The sequence below is a fragment of the Paenibacillus sp. MAEPY2 genome, assembly GCF_000499205.1.
Taxonomy (GTDB): Bacteria; Bacillota; Bacilli; order Paenibacillales; family Paenibacillaceae; genus Paenibacillus; species Paenibacillus vandeheii.
Genome location: NZ_AWUK01000036.1, coordinates 1 through 15,942 on the forward strand (window position 1 = coordinate 1; position 15,942 = coordinate 15,942).

12 protein-coding genes are annotated in these 15,942 nt (G+C 47.2%); 4 read left to right on the forward strand and 8 right to left on the reverse strand.

Annotation, left to right across the window (positions count from 1 at the left end; all coding sequences use genetic code 11):
- Nucleotides 1-165 precede the first annotated feature (165 nt).
- Entirely contained in the window at nt 166-1,812 is a 1,647-nt protein-coding gene (locus tag P364_RS0125925) for an RNA polymerase sigma factor (protein ID WP_024632951.1), read from the reverse strand.
- 1,152 nt (nt 1,813-2,964) lie between these two features.
- Between P364_RS0125925 and P364_RS0125930 the strand changes: the two genes are divergently transcribed.
- Together P364_RS0125930 and P364_RS0125935 are read left to right on the forward strand one after the other, a co-directional pair.
- Complete coding sequence (locus tag P364_RS0125930) at nt 2,965-3,276, forward strand: hypothetical protein (protein ID WP_024632952.1); 312 nt, start codon at nt 2,965-2,967, stop codon at nt 3,274-3,276.
- Nucleotides 3,277-4,050: 774 nt separating this feature from the next.
- Nucleotides 4,051-5,280: a glycosyl hydrolase family 8 gene (locus tag P364_RS0125935; RefSeq protein WP_024632953.1), complete on the forward strand. Its 1,230-nt coding sequence runs from the start codon at nt 4,051-4,053 to the stop codon at nt 5,278-5,280.
- A 334-nt stretch (nt 5,281-5,614) separates the two neighbouring features.
- Here P364_RS0125935 and P364_RS0125940 read toward each other — a convergent pair whose 3' ends face one another.
- From P364_RS0125940 to P364_RS0125965, 6 genes are all read right to left on the reverse strand, one after another.
- The gene (locus P364_RS0125940; RefSeq protein ID WP_024632954.1) at nt 5,615-6,943 is read right to left on the reverse strand and encodes a 6-phospho-beta-glucosidase; all 1,329 of its coding nucleotides are present in this window, start codon (nt 6,941-6,943) and stop codon (nt 5,615-5,617) included.
- A 55-nt stretch (nt 6,944-6,998) separates the two neighbouring features.
- Nucleotides 6,999-7,991 (reverse strand): N-acetylglucosamine kinase, encoded by a 993-nt coding sequence (locus P364_RS0125945; RefSeq protein ID WP_024632955.1) that lies wholly within the window; start codon nt 7,989-7,991, stop codon nt 6,999-7,001.
- Nucleotides 7,992-8,024: 33 nt separating this feature from the next.
- A complete protein-coding gene (locus P364_RS0125950) occupies nt 8,025-9,032 on the reverse strand; it encodes a LacI family DNA-binding transcriptional regulator (protein WP_024632956.1) in 1,008 nt (335 codons plus the stop codon).
- Between the two features lie 131 nt (nt 9,033-9,163).
- Nucleotides 9,164-10,555, reverse strand: a complete 1,392-nt coding sequence (locus P364_RS0125955; protein ID WP_024632957.1) for an ABC transporter substrate-binding protein — start codon at nt 10,553-10,555, stop codon at nt 9,164-9,166.
- 52 nt (nt 10,556-10,607) lie between these two features.
- The gene (locus P364_RS0125960) at nt 10,608-11,492 is read right to left on the reverse strand and encodes a carbohydrate ABC transporter permease (protein WP_024632958.1); all 885 of its coding nucleotides are present in this window, start codon (nt 11,490-11,492) and stop codon (nt 10,608-10,610) included.
- Nucleotides 11,489-12,346 (reverse strand): carbohydrate ABC transporter permease, encoded by an 858-nt coding sequence (locus P364_RS0125965; protein ID WP_024632959.1) that lies wholly within the window; start codon nt 12,344-12,346, stop codon nt 11,489-11,491. Before P364_RS0125965 ends, P364_RS0125960 begins: the two co-directional genes overlap by 4 nt.
- Before the next feature lie 368 nt (nt 12,347-12,714).
- Here P364_RS0125965 and P364_RS0125970 point away from each other — a divergent pair, with 368 nt between their 5' ends.
- The gene (locus P364_RS0125970) at nt 12,715-13,935 is read left to right on the forward strand and encodes a TraB/GumN family protein (RefSeq protein ID WP_024632960.1); all 1,221 of its coding nucleotides are present in this window, start codon (nt 12,715-12,717) and stop codon (nt 13,933-13,935) included.
- A gap of 128 nt (nt 13,936-14,063) precedes the next feature.
- Nucleotides 14,064-14,420 carry a FlxA-like family protein gene (locus tag P364_RS0125975; protein ID WP_024632961.1) on the forward strand — a complete coding sequence of 119 codons (357 nt, stop codon included), beginning with the start codon at nt 14,064-14,066 and terminating at the stop codon, nt 14,418-14,420.
- A 145-nt stretch (nt 14,421-14,565) separates the two neighbouring features.
- Here P364_RS0125975 and P364_RS0125980 read toward each other — a convergent pair whose 3' ends face one another.
- A complete protein-coding gene (locus tag P364_RS0125980) occupies nt 14,566-15,921 on the reverse strand; it encodes an MATE family efflux transporter (RefSeq protein WP_024632962.1) in 1,356 nt (451 codons plus the stop codon).
- Between the last annotated feature and the right edge of the window lie 21 nt (nt 15,922-15,942).

Here is a 15,942-nt window from a genome sequence, read left to right on the forward strand (position 1 = left end):
GTCATGGGTAGTTTTTAATCATTTTCATACGTTCAGGAGGGGGCCGTGGTGAAATAGCGATGTCCTACTTACTTCGTTGGACAGACAGAGTGGAAAGACAGAGTTTTGTGTAAAAATGGCCACCGCCCGGGAAAGGCCATTCTTCGTATACATTTCCGAACCGACTTACTTGACCGGCCCCATCCAGGTTGAAATCGTCTTCTGCTGGTGCGGCAACGGCGGTTTCAACTTCCCGTTATCGATCAAATGCTTCAAAATATAAGCGACCAGCCGGCCTCCGCCGGTGTTGCCTCTCACCATGTAAGCAAGCTGCGGCTCCAAATGCTTCGGTTGATTTTGCAGGAACAGGTTGAGCATTTTGTCGTAGAGCTTGCCGACAGCAGGCGCATACAGAGCGGACAAATCCGGCATTGCCTTGTTCAACCGATCCAACGTTTGCGGAGAGTCGATCCAAACCGCATTGAACTTGTACCCCTCCTCCGTCTTGCGGATGTACCCCTTCTCCAGCAGGAACGAATATTGCTCGGCGTTCTCTTCGTTTTCGGGCAGTTCCCCTTGTTGGAACGCATGACAAATCTCGACATTCCGGTATTCCAGGAAACGCCAATCCATCTGGCGGTCGCTCCAGTAAGTATTGAATTGCCACAAGTATAAGGGAGTGTCTTCGACGTAGCGGAGCGACGGACCGAAGGTGACGTAACTACTCAAATCAAAACCCGGATCGGCATTGTGGCTCCGGTTTAACGCCGCATAGGCAATATACTGACCTCCGTCCTTTCGCATTGGTGCGACCGCATCGAAGTTTTCGCCCGCCGGCATGCTCCGCCAAGATTGCTCCTCGACGTTCTTGGGCAGCAAGGTCCAGAGCAGGAAGTTATAGTCGCCGTCCGGAACGTACACTCCGCTATCCTCGACTTGCCGGCGAACTTCCATTAACGCGTCAAAATGAACATCGGCCACTTCGGCGGCGCAATCTTGCCAAAATTGATGACCGGCTACGGCCAACTCGAAGAGGTCCCAGACGATGGTATTGCTTTGATATTTGCCGGGAGAGGTTTGGATGAGAAAATTGTAATCGGCCAGGTGCCGGACTTCGCCTTCCAGCAAAGACGGCGGCATTCCGAGCTCCTCCGCGATTTGATGTACGGTACGCGCCTTGTGATAAGCCGCGTAAACGATATTTTGCGCCAAGGCGCGTCCAAGAAAATCGTTGGTTTCGCCCAGTCTGCCGGCCGAACCGGAATGGCCCATTTCCCCCATGCTGACCGGATTGACACTTAAAGTTCCTGTTGCACGCATACGTTTCATCCCTTTCCGTAACTTCTTTTTAGCCTCGCTCAAATGCCACTTCACCGTGTTGACAGGAATGTTCAGAGAAATCGCGATATCGCCGATTTTAAGCTCGTCGTAGTAATGCATGACCACGATCCGGCGATGGATGTCGGACAGAAACGCGACTTCTCGGCGGAGCTCGCGGTAAGCTTCGGTTACCAGCAGCCGGTCAAGCGGCTCCCGGGAAGGGGCAGCAGACAGTTCGGACATGCCGTTGATTTCGAACGCTTGGGGAGCGTGCGCACGCTTTTTCAACCAATTCACCCAAGTGTATCGGGCAACCGTCCAGACGTAAGCGTCAAGGCTTCTAATGTCCCGCACCCCAGAGAAGGATTTCAACAACTGCAGCATAATCTCCTGAGCCAGATCCTCCGCCTCGGCCCGCTGCTTGACCCGGTTTAAGGCAAAACCGAAAATCGGTTTGACATAGCTCCGAATCGCTTCCGCCGCTTCTTTTCCGTTTTTACCAATTGAATCCATCTCTTGCCTCCATAGTTGCATCTGTAATTCCTGACAATTATATAGTGTGCCAGGCGAAATAAAGGTTGGGATTATTTTAAAAAAAATTTGGACGTCCTACCGGATCACTCATACACGTATAATTACAAACATCATGAGTAGGTCATTTAAATGGTTAAAGAGACGTTATGAACTTTTTGTTAAACAAGATGAAGATTACTTTAGATGTAAAGGTCTCACTTTTAGTATATAAAGATACTTCTTTTCCGTTCAACTATGGGAGGATACAAACTAGGAGCACGAGCCGAAGTTCTTCTTCGGGTACTTGGGGTACTCCTTCGTTCCGCAGTTAACCAGGAATGGTCTCGATTAATTTTCAAATGTATAATAGAGGGTCATTAAACTAACGGGAAACGTTAACTTAAGAAAGCAGCTGACCAAAATGATCGGCTGCTTTTATTTCAAACTAACAAGGAAGATTATTTTTTATTCAAGTTAAAATTTGCACTTATTCTGAAGAGGTACATATCATATTATTGTAGACATTGGGTCTACTTCTGTAGGAAAAGGTTAGCCCGCCGATTCACTCCCGGCGGGCTTTATTATTGTACAGCTATTCGGCACAACAGACTCAACGGAACTCAGATATACGATAGGTCAATGACCGGGAACCATCCGTGAGATAACTCTACTTCATACCTATGTATCGGGGCAGCTACACGTTCACCATGTTTCAGTATCTCTTCAGCAAACAAACGCCCTTCTTTGATACCACGTTCATATCCTCCAGGTGAAACAAAATGGAACGGTTTACCCTCTGATTCTCCCGATCGCATCCGGCGTGTTGTCCATGATGGATGGAACATAATAATACCTAGAGGAGAATTGGAGATTTAATGCGTAAGGAAATTCATTTTTATCGTAAACTGATGTTCACAGCACTTTAAATGCTAGTATAATAAAATTAGGAAAATAAAACATTTTATAGTTTAATCTTTTCCTTTACAGACCTTATCGATTCGTTCAACATTTTGGTAAATATAATGTTTTAAAGTAGGAAATAATTGTTGGTATAGAAAGGGCTTTAAAAAAATATATTTAATAGCCTTTGCAGTGACTATTATTTCAGGAGTGGCATTAATATCGAATTCAAAAGCAGACACCTATCCAGGAATGGAAACCGTAAATAAGACAGTTGAAAATCCTGTTAACACTAATTTTTCAACAAATAACGTAAAATCCGTAAAATCCGAAGAATCAAAACTCGCAAAAGGGTATTTCAGTCAACTATATACACCTCATGGCATGTTCTTGCGAGCATATGAACAAAGTATCTTTAAAGAATCTGAGATAGCAAGAAAGTTAGATCAAATCGGACCTAATACGAATCAACTAATTTTTGAAGGCGAGTTTTTTTTAAAAGTAGATGAATCAACATTTCTTAAATCGTATCCCAATTCGTTACTCTTAAATGAAACAGATTAAAACCCTCATGTTCTAATGTTATTTTCTTGAAAAAAAATTATTTGTTCATAGCGTGCTAATCAAAACTCTCAGTCTTATAACGTAATAACAGAGAGACATTTACTGATATAAACAGTTAATAAATTGGATGAAAGTAAAGTTAAAACAATAGCAAAAGACCGCTTCTCAAAGTAAAAAGAGAGCGGTCTTTTGCTATTGTTACCTTAGGATCACCCATGTTAGTTTGCCATCAATTTTATCCATAAATATACAAATGGTGCTTTGCTGTTTTTCTCAGTATTTGTGAAAAAGATGGAGATTTTAAAACGTAAGCGTTGACTTTTCCTCGGTAAATATGAAAATATGTCTTGATTTATAAGACAATATCGATCATTTCTCTCACTAATTATGACAACACACAGACAACAACAGACAATGGAGTAACAGTGGTAGGACGACAGACAATAACGTCAATGATCAGTAATGGACGTAAGACAGTAAGTATAAAGGCAACAAGCAAACCCCGGGACATTCGTTCTCGGGTTTTTTACTGTAAAATGTCGATTCAGGACTTTAGATTCAATCGCGGAAATATCTATTTACAAATATTAGAAGAACATTTAAAATAAATGTAAGCGTTTCAAAAGTTAAAGCGCTTAAACTTTAAGGCGGAGGTGATTGTGGTTTAGCGAGTATCAAATCATTGTTTAACCATCCAGATGCTGCACTGAATTTTTGGCTTAAAGGTTATGTCATGGATCAAGACCCATATGAACCTAAAAGGAGTGTAAGCTTATGAGAAAAAATAGGGGATTTTCGTTTAGCAGCAAGGCTGTTATGATGTGTTGTCTCGCTTTTCTTCTAATTCCGGCGAGTTTTGCTTTCGCTGCTCCAAACAAGCCGTTCCCGCAGCACACGACATATACCAGCGGTTCGATCAAGCCGAACCATGTTACGCAAAGTGCGATGGACAGCGCCGTGAAAGCGAAATGGGACAGCTGGAAATCGGCATATCTGAAGACGGCGGGCACAGGAAAGTATTATGTGAAGTATCAGTCCAACGGGGATACCGTATCTGAGGCACATGGGTACGGAATGCTGGCAACGGTTCTAATGGCGGGTTATGACAGCAATGCGCAGACCTATTTTGACGGACTTTATCAATATTATAAGGCTCATCCAAGCGCCAACAATTCGAAACTGATGGCTTGGAAACAAAACAGCAGCTTCCAGAACATTGAAGGTGCCGATTCGGCCACGGATGGAGACATGGACATTGCTTATTCGCTCCTGCTTGCGGACAAGCAGTGGGGTAGCAGCGGCAGTATCAATTACCTTCAGGCGGGCAAGGACATCATCAATGCTATTATGCAAAGTGACGTGAATCAGTCGCAATGGACGCTGCGTCTTGGCGACTGGGCAACGGATAACACGTTCAAAAATGCTACCCGTCCATCGGACTTTATGCTGAATCACTTGAAGGCGTTCCAGGCAGCAACGGGTGATGCCAAATGGACGAACGTGATCAACAAAACCTATACCATCATCAACTCCTTATACAACGGGTACAGCTCATCAACCGGATTGCTACCAGACTTCGTCGTTCTGTCGGGCTCGACGTACAAGCCGGCTTCAGCCGATTTTCTGGAAGGGGCGAACGACGGCAACTACGATTACAATTCATGTCGTACACCTTGGCGGATCGCAACGGATTACCTGATGACTGGTGACAGCCGGGCGCTCAATCAGCTCAACCAAATGAATAGCTGGATCTCGACCAAAGTAAGCGGCAACCCTAGCAGTGTGAAAGATGGTTATAAACTCAATGGCACGGTCACAGGTTCCGGCGGCAGCGGCGCGTTCTATGCACCGTTTGGTGTCAGCGCTATGACTTCGTCTACGAACCAAAGCTGGCTGAATTCCGTCTGGACCAAAACGGCCGGCAGCTCCAATGAGGGCTACTATGAAGACAGCATCAAGCTCTTCTCCATGATCGTGATGTCCGGCAACTGGTGGACTTACTAAGCAACTTGAAGTTGGTTGATTACTCAAATGCCAGCAGGCAGGGAGGTTAGCTCCCTGCCTGCTTTTTTATGGATGAGCTAGGAGAATGCATTAAATGAATGATTTGAGCAAAGCGATATAGATGGGCAAGTGTCTATAAAACGTAAAACCGCCATATCTCAGGAAATGCTGGGACATGGCGGTTTCGTATAAGATTATAGAATCTATCAATATCAGCGAAGCTGAACCATCCTATAATCGCTAGAAAAATAACATTTAAATAGGGTCTGTCTTCTGTAAAAATACATCGTTAGACTTTTTCTTATGGGATAAGGACGAATGGATGATAGCCGAATTATTGTGCATTAGCTGTAGATTCAGTAAAGAACTGCGGCAAATATTGCTTGTTGGCTTCGAGCATTTCATCCAACATCTGAATCGCCACTTCGACCGAAGGAACCAAAGGATGATGGGCTAATGCCTGGATGGCCAATCCGCGATCACCGGTCACGGCAGCATCAATGGCGAGGCGCTCATAGGTTTTAACCGCATGGATCAGTCCGACGGCCATTGGAGGAATCTTGGTTAGCTGCAGAGGCAGCGGGCCGGTTTTGGTAACCACACAGTTGACTTCAATGCTGGCATCGTCCGGCAGGAAGTCAATGATACCTTGATTGGCTACGTTCAACGTTTGAATGTCATTCGTTCCGTTGTAGAGCGAGCGCATCAGGTTCACGGCTGCTTCGGAATAAAAGGCGCCGCCGCGCTGCTCCAGCTGCTTTGGTTTATCCTTCAGCTCCGGATCATTATATAGCTCGAACAGTTCTTCTTCGACGCGTTTAACCACTTCCGCACGGTTGCCGCCTGTTTGTAAGGATTCCAGCTGCTCTTCAAGCATGGCATCGGTCATATAGAAATATTTCAGATAGTAGGAAGGCAGGGCATGCAGGGATTGCAGGAATTCCGGATTCCATTCCCGTGCAGGTACGTTCTTCGCGCTGTAACTGGCCGTATCGGCCAGCATCTCATCCAGTTTGTCTTCTCCGTTCACATCGATACGCGTAATCCAGTGCAGATGGTTCAGGCCGACAAACTCGGCATAGATGCGGTCCGCTTCTACGCCGTATTTGGCCGAGGTCTGCTTGATTAGGCCGATCGGCGCATTACAGAGTCCGATGCTTTTTACGTTGGAATACTTCAGAATCGCTTCCGTGACCATACCCGCCGGATTTGTAAAGTTCAGCAGCCAGGCATTGGGGGCGAGTTCTTCGATATCACGGCAGATGTCGAGCAGGACCGGAATCGTCCGCAGCGCCTTCATCATGCCTCCGGGACCAGTGGTTTCCTGGCCAATCACGCCGTATTTCAGGGGGATGGATTCATCGCGGCCACGGGCATCAAGCATGCCGACACGCATTTGCGTGCTGACGAAGTCCGCGCCCTTGATGGCTTCACGGCGGTCGAGCGTCAAATGAACTTCAATCGGCAGACCGGATTTCTCCACCATGCGTTTGGCCAAGTTGCCAACAATGTTCAATTTGTGCTGTCCCGGCTCAATATCCACCAGCCACAGCTCGCGTACCGGAAGCTCGGCATGGTGAAGGATGAACCCCTCAACGAGCTCCGGAGTATAGGAAGATCCACCGCCGATTACCGCTATTTTCAGTCCTTGTTCGTTTGACATTTTTGCACACTCCAGTCTTTTTAGAATTTTTTATGATGACAGTTCCTATGGACGTTTATCTTGTTGTTTGCTTAATATGTTCGAATTCGCGGAAGGTCCGCATTTTGTCATATACATCCTGGCTTACCGTATGTCCGTCCGCATCCATAGCAGACCATAAAGCACCGACGACAGGCTCTGTGGCCAAGGTTACGATGGTCGCATTTGGAGCAACGTTTGCGACAGCCTTTTCAACCTTGCTGCGAATCCACCCGCGATCTCCCCTTGTTAGCAGACTTCCTGCCAGTACCACGTCAAAGGTGTCCTTTTCCATTCCGAGCTTGTGGATGACAGCAGTCGCTGATTTACCAAGCTCGGCGCCCTGACGGTTCAGAATTTCCAGAGCTACAGCATCGTTCTCTGCGGCAGCTTCAAACAGAAGCTTCGCAGCATGGACAGGCACATGCTTGCCGTGATCCTGGAAATCATCAAACATATCGCTGACACTATCATATCCAAGGAAGTTCAGCAGCAGGGGAGTCAGGAGCGTTGTCTGCTCACGGCCGTCCCAAGAACGGATGACAGAGCGGAACACCTCAATATTGAGGGAACCCCCGCCGCCGAAATCGCCGTACATATAATCAAAACCGCCGATTTGTACATGTTCTCCTGCCGGATTGCGGCCTGCGGAGTTGGTTCCTGTGCCGCAAATTAATGCGACCCCGTAAGGGCGGTTCGTGCCTGCACGCAGGCCGATCATCGTGTCACAGTCAATCGAGTAATTCCGGGTGAATCCGATTCCCTGAACCAGAGGATGCAGAATTCGGTAATCTATCTCCCGATCTGCGCCTGCAAGCCCGAAAAAGGTGTGCGAGATTTCATGAATCTGCAACCCTGCCTCGTTCAGGGCTCCTTCTGCAGCTTCCCGTATGCTTTGCGAGGCCAAGGCGTGGTCAATCTGGTGATTGCCGTTGCCGCCAACGCCTTTGCCAAGCACATTGCCGCAGTCATCAGTCAGCAGGGCGTATGTTTTTGTTCCTCCCCCATCGATTCCCAAGTAGTAAGTCAATGGTCGTCACTCCTAAATATAAGGTTATATTTTTTATCCGGTCGTATCTTCTGTTGGCGATCCAGTAGATTCTCTCACGATGAGTTCAGGGTCGATTCGCACATTAGCGCCACGCTTCATCGTACCGTCCATACGTTTCAGCAGCATATCCGCAGCAGCAATCCCAATGCGGTCGGCAGGCTGCCGGACCGTTGTCAGATGGGGGTGCAGCTTGGATGAAATATACTGATCGTCATAGCCGACAATGGCTACCTGTTCAGGCACCTTGATGCCTTCTTCCATTAGGGCATTCACAACCCCGAGCGCGATATGGTCATCGCCCGCGAACACCGCGGAAGGAAGGCGCCCCTCATGCAGCCATTTGCGGCAGATGTCATAACCAAAATCGATTTCGAAATCGCCTGTGATCATGTCGAACGGAGCCAGGTCTTGTTCCTTAAGTGCCTGCAGGAAACCGCTGCGGCGCTCTTTCGTACTGCGGAACATGTCATCTCCGCTTATGTGTGCGATGGAGGTATGGCCCAGATCAAGCAGATGCTTTGTAGCGGCATAGCCGCCTTTGTAGTTGTCGATCGTTACGGAAAAAGCATCATTCTCCGGCTTCTGATTGTCGATGAGGACATAAGGGATATTGCGCCGCTTCAATTCTACAATGTAGTTATCTTCTTCTATGGGTGAGAGCAGAATAAGACCGTCCACCCGGTCCTCTTGGATCAGGTAATGGGTTTCATCCGAGCCAATGCCGGTAGAGACCGAAACGGCAAGAAAATAGCCGTGAAGCGAAAGCACTTCGTTCAGCTCCTTAACAACGGCGTCAAAGAAGGAGTCCTGAAGAGTGGTCATGATCAAACCGACGATTCCTGTCTTGCCGCGGGCTAAACTCCGCGCAGCAGCGTTGGGATGGTAATCAAGCTCCTTAATGGCGTCGAGTACCTTTTGTCTATTTTTCTCACGAACGGATTCGGCACCATTGAGTACCCGGGAAACCGTCACAACGGATAATCCTGATTTTTTTGCTACATCAAATATACTAACCTTCATTGTTTATTCTCCTTGCGGCAGATTTTCCGTACTTTATATTGATTTAACACTAGTATACATGTACGGAGGCTTAGCCGCGAAGCTAATTTAGTAGATGCACCGCCCCTTGCGGGACGGCACAATGTCTGGCGTTAACGTTTGATAATTTCCATAACCTTTTTCTGAATCGTCGGCATCACTTCTTCAACGGTGTTGTGTCCGGTATCGATCGGCTGCATCTCGTTGATGAACATGTCGTTGATCTGAGAATAGTGGGTGATCAGGTGGTTATAGGATTCAAATCCGTATTTCACAGCGCCTTCGTAAACCTTCTTCACATCTGCTGGATCGATGCCATCAAAATGCTTGTAATAGGTCTCGGCAGCCTTCGTATTTACAGGAGGATTGCCGCCGCTCAGGTCAATGGATTTTTCCTGAACCTCGTCGCTGACCAGGTACTTGATCCATTCAAAAGCTTCCTTCGGATGTTTGGAGCCTTTCAGAATCAAGAGCGGATCGACAAACAGCACGCTGCGGACCTTGTCATTGCCGCCGGCCGGCACTGCTGCCACGCCAACCTTGAACGGAAAGTCATTCGAGCCGGCAAGGCTCCAGGAGCCGCTAACGGTCATACCCACCTTACCGGTTACGAATGCATCGCCGTTTTGCCCCGCCACGCTTTTGCTCCATTCCGTTGTCGGAGACACTTTATCTTTTAAAATCAGGTTGAACAGCTTGTTATAGGCTGCGATGACTTCCGGTGAATTGAAATAAGTTTCGGATGGTACGCCCCCGTTGGTCCAGGTATCCTGGGAGTAAGGTTCGGCTCCAAAATAGAGCGGACGCATATCGCGCTCGGACCATGTGAAGTCCACGCCATATTGAGTGTTGGCAATATCGTTGGACACATGCGTCATTTGCTTGGCGTCTTCGACCATTTTGTCAAACGTCCAGCTCTTGTCCTCGTAATCGCTTGGAGGATAAGGAATGTTGGCAGCGTCGAACATGTCTTTGTTATAGAGCATCAGAGTAACGTACATGTTGACCGGAATACCGTAGACATGGTCTTTAACAGTATAGATTTTCATAAGGTCATCCGGGATGCTGTAGTCGGACGCCTTAAATCCGTCTTCCTTAATCATGTCGTTCATGTCGAGCAGCATGTCTTTGTTGTAATACTCCGCAAAACCGCCGTAGCCATAGTGGCTTGTGACGTCAGGCGATTTGCCACCGGCAATCAGCGTTTGGAGCTTACTGTCGAACTGCTCGTAAGGAGCTTTTTCGATTTTGACCTTAATGTTCGGATGTTTGGCTTCAAAATCGGGAAGCAGCTTCTCAATAAAGGTGCGATCCTCGGAATCGATAGTGTAGTGCGTTATGGTTACTTGCTCGCCGGAGGAGCCGGATTTAGCGCTATCATCATCGTTACCAGGTACTACATCTCCCGCTGATTTACCGCCGCTGCAGCCGGACAGTGCCAATACGACGAGCATGCTGGTCGCAAGCAAAAGTGCAAAAGTCTTTTTGATCCTTATCTTTTTCATGAATGACAGTCCCCCATATATTCAAGTTTTTGCCGCCCCTGCGGCGGAGCCTTTACTTGATGCCTGTAAGTACAATTCCTTCCACAAACCGCTTCTGGGCTATCGCAAACAGGGCCACGATTGGCAGCATGGCGAGCACGGAGGCAACCATGAGCAGGTGCCACGGCGGAATCCGGAAACGGGAAGAGGTAAAGGAAGACATACCGACCGGAAGCGTAAACTTATCCGATGAGCTTAAGTAGAGCACAGGTGTCAAAAGATCGTTCCAGCTGTAGATGAAGGCAAAGATCGCAACAGTTGCAAGCGCCGGACCGGACAGAGGCAAAGCAATTTGTCTCCACATCCGAAACTCGCTGCAGCCATCAATGCGTCCGGCGTCAAACAGCTCATCCGGGAGCGTGGAGAAGAACTGTCGCAGCAAAAAGATGTTGTATGCTGAACCAAAAAATGCAGGGACAATCAGCGGCAGAAAGGTATCGATCCAGTTCAGCTTGGAAAAGAGAATGAACTGCGGGATCATAATCGCCGGATAGGGAAGCATCATGGTGCTGAGCATGAGCATGAACCACAAGTTGCTGCCCTTGCCCCGATATCTGGCGAAACCATAGCCTGCAAGCGCCGACGAAAACAGGGTGCCAACAACGGTCAAAATGCCAATAATGAGACTGTTCATATACATTTGACCGAAATTCAGCGTGTCGAAAATCTCTCTGTAGTTACTCCACTGCCAGGACTCCGGCAGAAAGGTCGGAGGAAACTTCAGCAGTTCCTTCTTCGATTTCAGCGAGGTCGAGACCATGAAAAACAAAGGGAGGAGCATGAGAAAAGTGGTGACCACCAGGGCAATGAAGCTGGCAATGCTAACCGCGTCGATTTTGCGCCGGCGTTTACTCACAGAAGGTGAAGCCCCTGGGCCGGCAGTCGGAATCGTACTCATTTGCGTCCGCCTCCTTCATAGTGAACATAACGGTTCGAGAGTTTAATAATGAGCGCCGTAAACGCCATGACGACGATCAGCAGCACCCAAGCGAGTGCCGAGGAGTAGCCTGCCCTGTATTCCTTGAAGGCACTGGTATACAGGTTGTAAACGTAGAACCAGGTCGAGTAGTTAGGACCCCCTTGGGTCATTACATACGCCTGCGTGAACACCTGGAAGGAATCGATGACGCCCATAATCAGCTGGAACAAAAGTACCGGTGAAATCATGGGCAGCGTCACGTTCAGGAAAATCCGGAAGCGTCCCGCACCGTCCAGCTTTGCGGCTTCCACGAGACTGGCAGGAACGCCCTGAAGTCCCGCAAGAAACAGAATCATGCCTGAGCCCACTGTCCAGAAGGACATAATCATCAGTGCATAAAGCGCATAATCGGGGCTCATGAGCCAGGATGGGCCACTAATGCCGAACCAGGACAGCACGTAATTGAACAGACCGATCGATGGGTTGAAAATCCAGTACCACAGCAGAGACATCGCGACGCCGGATACCATGCTCGGAAAATACATGGCGGTTCTGAAAAATCCGCGGAACGGTATTTTCGTATTGAGCAGGAGAGCAAAGCCGAGTGCCAGCAGCAGCTGGATCGGTACACTGATAAATGTATAGCGCACCGTTACGACAACAGATTTCCAAAACAGGTCATTGTGAAACATTTCGTTGTAATTCGCGAGTCCGACATATTTCGGCGGGTGGATAATATCATAGTCCGTGAAGCTGTAATAAAGGGATGACAGAATCGGATACAAGGCAAACACCATGAAACCGATAAGCCATGGAGAGATGAAGAGGTACATGTAAAATGTCTGCCGTCGGCTTTCGCGATGGGTCACATAAACACCAACCTTTCTATTGGATATAAAATTATAACGCTTTAACTTTCGGAAGATAGTTTCCTTAAATGAAAGGTTTCATATGATGTTATGTAATTGAAAGTTAAAGTGCTTTAACTTTTGTAGTCGGACTGATGACATTATCATAGTGGATGATTTCTCAATAATCAACCCTTTTTTTGGTTAACTGAAAGCGCTACCTTTGTTGGCGCTTCTGAAGTACTCACATAGCCCACTCTGCCGACTTTTAGAGAGCGGACTTTTTGCTGTGTTATAATAAAGATAATGATGCCAAAAAAGAAATATATTGTGAATGAAGGAGAATACATAATATGAAAAATTGGAAACGAATGCTCTTATCCCTTACAATCTCGGTAGGTTTGCTCGCATCTGCAGTACCAGTTATGGCGGCTCCACAGAAGACTTCCGTCAAGGTCAATGATCAGGCAGTAGAATATGCGACAGAAGTGCCGATTATGGATAAGGGAACCACATTGGTTCCGCTGCGTACCACGCTTGACGCGATGGATGTAAAGCTGACAACTGCAACGGATGACACGATCACTGCCGTAGTGGATGGCAAAACGATTACGCTTAAAAGTAAACTTACACGAATCAATGGCGTAACGTATGCGCCGATCCGTATCGTCGGGGATGCAGCTGGTTATGAAGTTCGCTGGGATGGGACAACGCGCACCGTTCTGTTGGTCTCCAAAGGTGGAGGCACGGAAGCTGTCCAAACCGGCGCCCGCGGTTTTATGTGGGAAGTCGAACATAATGGAAATACGGTGTATCTGGTAGGTTCCATGCATATTGCAGATGATAGCTTCTACCCGTTACGTAAAGAATTTGAAGAAGCTTTTGCCGAAGCCGACTATCTCGGTGTGGAGATTGATATCAGCAAAGCTGCCGATGAGGCGCAGCAGAAGCTGATTATGGATATGGGGATGTATCAGGACGGCACAACGCTGAAGGATCATGTGTCCAAGGAAACGTATGCTAAACTCGGTGCCATTTTGAAGCAAAGTGGCTTGCAAGTCAATGCTCTTGATGCATTTAAACCATGGGTGGCGGAATCGACTCTCAGCAGTCTGAAATCAGTGAAAGCCGGGTACGAAGCATCTGCGGGTATCGATCTGTATTTCATACAGAAAGCCGTTGAACGAAAATTGCCCGTGCTGGAGCTGGAATCCTATGAATCCCAGTTAGGCATGTTCGATCATTTCTCCAATGAACTGCAAGAGAAGAATCTGAACGCTGTAATCGATAACTTTGGTGTCCTTGATGATTCTGTCGACCAGATGGCTGAAATGTGGAAAACGGGGGATGATCAGGGATTGCTAGAATTCACCAATAGCATGGCTGTCGATCCAGAGTATAACAAAGCGATGCTTATTGACCGGAATATCGGGATGGCTGACAAAATCGATGGCTACCTGAAATCCGACAAGAAAGAGGAATATTTCATCGTAGTTGGCGCAGGCCACTTCCTGGGTAAAGATGGGGTTATCCAGCTGTTGAAGGATAAAGGGTATAACGTTGTGCGTAAATAAATACGCTATTTAAAATTACCCCTTAGGACGACTTGAAAGCTAATCATTCAGCAACCTTTCAGTTGAATTTAACGTTCCTTTTGTCTGGATGGGATATAGTGGAACCAAGAAAGAGGAGGAGATCAACGATGAATATTTCTTCAGCAGCAAGTTCCACGACATCCTACATATCCACGTCTTCATCCAGTTCGAACAGCACAAGCGAGTTGGAAAAACAAAAGACGAAGCTTGAGGCCGAATTGGAGAAGGTACAATCCAGCAAGGACGATGAGAAAACCAAGGAGACCAAAACGAAGCAGCTGCAGCAGCAAATCAAGCAAATCGAAGCTCAAATCTCGCAGCAAAGTTCCCAGAGCAGCGGTACAACCGGAACCAAAGAAGCGCCGCCAGCCAAACCTGCGAACAATGGCATGCAAGCCGCATCCCCGCAAGAAATTGCAAATGCAACGACGGACAGCAATGGCCGATTCGATATTCGGGTATAAAGTAATATAGTACCTAATCTAAAAAACCTTATGTAAACATATTAAACGAGCCAATCGATAAAAATAGAGTTGATTGCCTTAACCAAAAGACCTGCCTGATCTTTGTAGATCAAGCAGGTCTTTTGGATGTTCACATGTACATGCTTTATTCAATCGTTAAACTGTTTATCCGTTCAGAGATGGATCGTTTTTTATAGTACATCCCAATAGTCACCAGAACCATCATTTCAGATAACGGAACGGCAAGCCATACACCAGTGACACCCAAGAATGAAGGGAGGATAACAATTAAGGCAACCATAATGATCATCTCGCGTGCAGCTGTAATCCAGATGGCCATTTTGGCATTCCCGACAGATTGGAAGTACGTGCTCATGACAAAGTTAATACCCATGAACAAGTATGCAAAAGTAAATATTCGCAAACCGTACACGGCGCTATCCGTCACGCTGTCACTGAAGTTCCCGAAGATTTGCACAAAATAAGGTGCGCCCAGTTGTACAACGAGTAACAGCAGAACCCCACATGCCAGAGCCGTTCTGGAGGCTAAGCGAATGGTCTGTTTTTCCCGATCCATCTGTTTGGCTCCGTGATAATAACTGACCAAAGGTTGGGCAGCGGACGCCAGACCGAGAAATGCCAGCAGTACAACACCATGAATATAGTTCAGGACTGTAAAAGATGCCACACCATCCGTGCCCGCAATCCGATCCAATGAAATGTTGTGAGCGATGGAGAAGACGGACATGCCCAGTTCAGCCAGGAAGCTGGGGAAACCAATGAGCACAATGGAACCCAGCAGTTTGGTATTCCATCTGAAGCGGGTCAATTTAAGATTATTTGTTTTTTTGAAAAAGTGAGTCAGCAGGACGAGAAGCGCCAGAGATGCCGATACAATTGTACCAATCGCAACGCCACGGACGCCCCATTCCAGCACGTATAACGTTACATAGTTGAGCACAATATTGGCTACCGCAAACGTAATCTGAGCATACATGGATGTATTGGGATTTCCGTCGTTTCGAACAAAAATAGTGAGTGCGTTCTCAATGGTGAAAACGAAACCGAACAACAAAATGATATTCATATAGTCCGCAGCAAACGGGAATGTTTCGGTATTGGCACCGAGGGCGAAGACCAGCTTATCTTTGAATGTATAGGCCGTATATCCGATGACCATCGTAATCAGCCAAATGATCGTTATGGATTTGGTGAAGATTTGCTTCGCTGTTGCAGGGTCTTTCTTCCCCATGTAAGTTGAATACAAGGTAGCTCCGCCCATTCCAATCCATAGAGACATAGCCACAAAAAGTGTGTAGACAGGAGAAGCAATACCGATTCCGGCCAGCGCTGTAGATCCAAGTTTGTGTCCAACCATAATGCCGTCGATAATAAAGTTGAAAGCGATAACCAGCATCCCTAATATGGAAGGCACGAGGTAGCTTACAAATGCCTTACCTACAGATTGCCTTTCTAATGGATGCGTCCAATTTGTGTTCATGGTGACCTCCGTTAATATACT

Bases quoted from the DNA above. Each gene is read 5' to 3' on its own strand.
- P364_RS0125950 (WP_024632956.1), bottom strand. From the start codon at position 9,032: ATGAAGGTTAGTATATTTGATGTAGCAAAAAAATCAGGATTATCCGTT.
- P364_RS0125965 (WP_024632959.1), bottom strand. From the start codon at position 12,346: ATGTACCTCTTCATCTCTCCATGGCTTATCGGTTTCATGGTGTTTGCC.
- P364_RS0125925 (WP_024632951.1), bottom strand. From the start codon at position 1,812: ATGGATTCAATTGGTAAAAACGGAAAAGAAGCGGCGGAAGCGATTCGG.
- P364_RS0125970 (WP_024632960.1), top strand. From the start codon at position 12,715: ATGAAAAATTGGAAACGAATGCTCTTATCCCTTACAATCTCGGTAGGT.
- P364_RS0125980 (WP_024632962.1), bottom strand. From the start codon at position 15,921: ATGAACACAAATTGGACGCATCCATTAGAAAGGCAATCTGTAGGTAAG.
- P364_RS0125955 (WP_024632957.1), bottom strand. From the start codon at position 10,555: ATGAAAAAGATAAGGATCAAAAAGACTTTTGCACTTTTGCTTGCGACC.
- P364_RS0125960 (WP_024632958.1), bottom strand. From the start codon at position 11,492: ATGAGTACGATTCCGACTGCCGGCCCAGGGGCTTCACCTTCTGTGAGT.
- P364_RS0125940 (WP_024632954.1), bottom strand. From the start codon at position 6,943: ATGTCAAACGAACAAGGACTGAAAATAGCGGTAATCGGCGGTGGATCT.
- P364_RS0125935 (WP_024632953.1), top strand. From the start codon at position 4,051: ATGAGAAAAAATAGGGGATTTTCGTTTAGCAGCAAGGCTGTTATGATG.
- P364_RS0125930 (WP_024632952.1), top strand. From the start codon at position 2,965: ATGGAAACCGTAAATAAGACAGTTGAAAATCCTGTTAACACTAATTTT.
- P364_RS0125975 (WP_024632961.1), top strand. From the start codon at position 14,064: ATGAATATTTCTTCAGCAGCAAGTTCCACGACATCCTACATATCCACG.